We start from the raw sequence: 3,087 nt of genomic DNA on the forward strand, positions 1-3,087 counted from the left end.
GCCGCCGCCGCGCCGCTGCTGGCCGACCCCGAGCGCCTGGCCGAGATGGCGGCCGCGATGCGCGCCCAGGCCCACCCGGCCGCCGCCGAGGAGCTGGCCGCCCTGGTCGTCGAGGCCTCGGGCCGGCGCACCCGGGAGGAGTTCCTGGCCGACGTGGCCGCGGCCGCGACCCCGGTCGACCGGGAGGCCACCGGCTGGTTCGAGTCGGCCGCCGCCCCCGCCGGCGGCCCGTCGGTGCAGCGCCGGGTCGACCACCGCACCAAGCGCATGGAGGCCTACCCGCCGGTCGACCGCAAGGCGCACCCCCCTCGAGAGGACCCCCCGGCCGGGGACGCCTCCACGAACGGCCGCGACGCCCGGGCCGCCCGGCCACCCACCGACCGGGACGCCGGGCCATGAGCGGCCCGCTCCCGGTCGGGGGGACCGTGCACCTGGTGGGGGTGGGCGGGGCCGGGATGAGCGGGCTGGCGCGCCTGCTGCTGGCCGCGGGCCACCGGGTCACCGGGTCGGACCGCAGCGAGTCGGCCACCCTTGCGGCGCTGCGGGCGCTCGGCGCCGAGGTGTGGGCCGGCCACGACGGCGCCCGGCTGGGCCGGCCCGACCTGGTGGTCGCCTCGACCGCCATCCGGCCGACCAACCCGGAGCTGGTCGCGGCCAGGATCCTCGACATCCCCGTCCTCGGCCGGGCCCAGCTCCTGGCCAGGCTCATGGCCGGCAGGACCGGCATCGCCGTCGCCGGCACCCACGGCAAGACGACCACCACCGGGATGGTGGTGGCCATCCTGGAGGCGGCCGGGCTCGACCCGTCGTTCGCCGTCGGCGGCGACTTCAAGGCCAGCGGCGTCAACGCCGCCGCCGGGAGCGGCCCCCACTTCGTGGCCGAGGCCGACGAGTCCGACGGCTCGTTCCTGGAGCTGTCCCCGGCCGTCGCCGTGGTCACCAACGTCGAGGCCGACCACCTCGACCACTGGGGCGACCTGGACGCCGTCCGGGGCGCCTTCCGGGCCTTCGTCGGCCGGCTGCCCGCCGACGGCACGGCCGTGCTCTGCGCCGACGACCCGGGCGCCCTCGAGCTGGCCGGGGCCGCCCCCTGCCCGGTGGTCACCTACGGCTTCGCCGCCGGGGCCGACCTGCGGGGCGAGGTGCTGGCCATCGACGGCCGGGGCGCCCGCTTCGCCGCGGTCGCCGCCGACCAGCCGCTGGGCGAGGTCGCCCTGGTCGTCCCCGGCCGCCACAACGTGGCCAACGCGCTCGGGGCCATCGCGGCCTCCCGGGCCGCCGGGGCGCCGTTCGAGGCCGCCGTGGCCGGCCTGGCCGGCTTCACCGGCGCGGCCCGGCGCTTCCACCACCGGGCCGAGGCCGGCGGGGTCACGGTGGTCGACGACTACGCCCACCATCCCACCGAGGTCGCGGCCAGCCTGGCCGCGGCCCGCCTGGGCGGCTGGAAGCGGGTGGTGGCCGTGTTCCAGCCCCACCTGTACTCCCGCACCCGGCTGTTCGCGGCCGAGTTCGGCCGGGCCCTGGCCGCCGCCGACCTTTTGGTGGTGACCGACGTCTACGCGGCCCGGGAGGACCCCGAGCCGGGCGTCGACGGCGCCCTGGTCGCCGGCGCCGCCGGCCACGCCCGCCCCGACCTCGACTGCGTGTACGAGCCCGACCGGTCCGCCCTGGCCGCCCGGGTCGCCACCCTTGTCCAGCCGGGCGACCTGGTCCTCACCCTGGGCGCCGGCGACATCACCACCCTGGCCGACGAGCTCGCCCCGCTCCTGGCCGCGAGGCCGCGATGACCTGGCCGCCGATGCCGCCGCCGGTCGGGCCGGTGGACCCCGGGGCGCTCGAGGCGACGGCGGCCGAGCTGGCGGCGCGCTGCCCGGGGCGGGTCAGCCGCGACCTGTCGCTGGCTCCGCTGACCACCTTCCGGCTGGGGGGGCCGGCGGCCGTGTTCCTGCGGGCCGAGACCCTCGACGACCTGGCCGCCCTGGCCGGGGTGCTGGGCGACACCCGGCTGCCGCTGCTGGTCGTCGGGCGCGGGTCCAACATGCTGGTCGCCGACGGCGGCTGGCCGGGGATCGTGCTCCACCTCGGCCAGCGCTTCCGGCGGGTCGAGGTGGAGGGCACCGAGCTGGAGGCCGGGGGGGCCACGCCCCTGCCCGGCGTGGCCGCCCGCTCGGCCAGGGCGTCGCTGGGCGGGATCGCGTTCGCGGTGGCCATCCCGGGCACCGTCGGCGGCGGGGTCAAGATGAACGCCGGCGCCCACGGGAGCGAGCTGGCCGACCGCCTGGTCTGGGCCGACGTGTTCCACCTGACCGGCGAGGTCCCGGGCCGGGGGTCGGGGGGGCTCAGCCGTAGCCCCCCGGTGGATCGGCTGGTGCGGATGAAGCCGGACGAGCTCGGCTTCGGCTACCGGCGCTCGGCCCTGCCGGCCGGCGCGGTGGTGACGGCCGCCCGCTTCGCCCTCGCCCCGGCGCCCGAGGCCACCGTCCGGGCCGAGATCGACGAGGCCCGGCGCTGGCGGCGCGACAACCAGCCGGTGAACCAGCCCAACTGCGGCAGCGTGTTCGCCAACCCCCCCGAGATGGCCGCCGGCCGGGTGGTCGAGCTGCTCGGCATGAAGGGCGAGGCCCACGGCGGGGCCAGGGTCAGCGAGGTCCACGCCAACTTCATCGTCGCCGCCGACGGCGCCACCGCCGCCGACGTGCTCGTCCTCATCCGCCGGGCCATGCGCCGGGCCCGCGACGAGCTCGGCGTCACCCTCCGCACCGAGGTCCAGCTCGTCGGCGACTTCGGCGACCCCCCGGAGGGGTCCGGGGAACCCCAGGGGGGTGCCCCGGTGGATCAGGACAACGAGGAGGTGGCCCGGTGACCCAGCGGGCCGGCGCGTCCGGGCGGGCCGGCGGGGGAGCGGCCCCCAGGCGGCGCCCCCCGGCCGACAAGCGCATCGCCGAGCGGCGCAAGGCGATCATCGCCGCCAGGGCGCGGCGGCGGCGGCGCACTCTCGGGTGGGGACTGGCCGTCATCGCCCTGACGGTCGGGGTGGCCTACCTGATCCGGACGCCGCTGTTCGGGCTCAGCGAGGTGCGGGTCTCC

At 78.8% G+C, this 3,087-nt stretch carries 4 protein-coding genes; all 4 read left to right on the forward strand.

Annotated elements, in window-relative coordinates:
- The coding region (locus VF468_22635; protein ID HEX5881086.1) for a hypothetical protein at positions 1-399 on the forward strand (399 nt) is incomplete at its 5' end.
- Positions 396-1,787: a UDP-N-acetylmuramate--L-alanine ligase gene (gene murC, locus VF468_22640; GenBank protein HEX5881087.1), complete on the forward strand. Its 1,392-nt coding sequence runs from the start codon at positions 396-398 to the stop codon at positions 1,785-1,787. The genes VF468_22635 and murC, both read left to right, overlap by 4 nt.
- Positions 1,784-2,863 (forward strand): FAD-binding protein, encoded by a 1,080-nt coding sequence (locus VF468_22645; protein HEX5881088.1) that lies wholly within the window; start codon positions 1,784-1,786, stop codon positions 2,861-2,863. Before murC ends, VF468_22645 begins: the two co-directional genes overlap by 4 nt.
- Positions 2,860-3,087, forward strand: a 228-nt coding sequence (locus VF468_22650) for a hypothetical protein (GenBank protein ID HEX5881089.1), incomplete at its 3' end; no start/stop codon positions are given. The genes VF468_22645 and VF468_22650, both read left to right, overlap by 4 nt.

This window comes from Actinomycetota bacterium (assembly GCA_036280995.1).
GTDB lineage: Bacteria > Actinomycetota > CALGFH01 > CALGFH01 > CALGFH01 > CALGFH01.

Coding starts and splice junctions, on each gene's coding strand:
- murC (HEX5881087.1), top strand. CDS start 396: ATGAGCGGCCCGCTCCCGGTCGGGGGGACCGTGCACCTGGTGGGGGTG.
- VF468_22645 (HEX5881088.1), top strand. CDS start 1,784: ATGACCTGGCCGCCGATGCCGCCGCCGGTCGGGCCGGTGGACCCCGGG.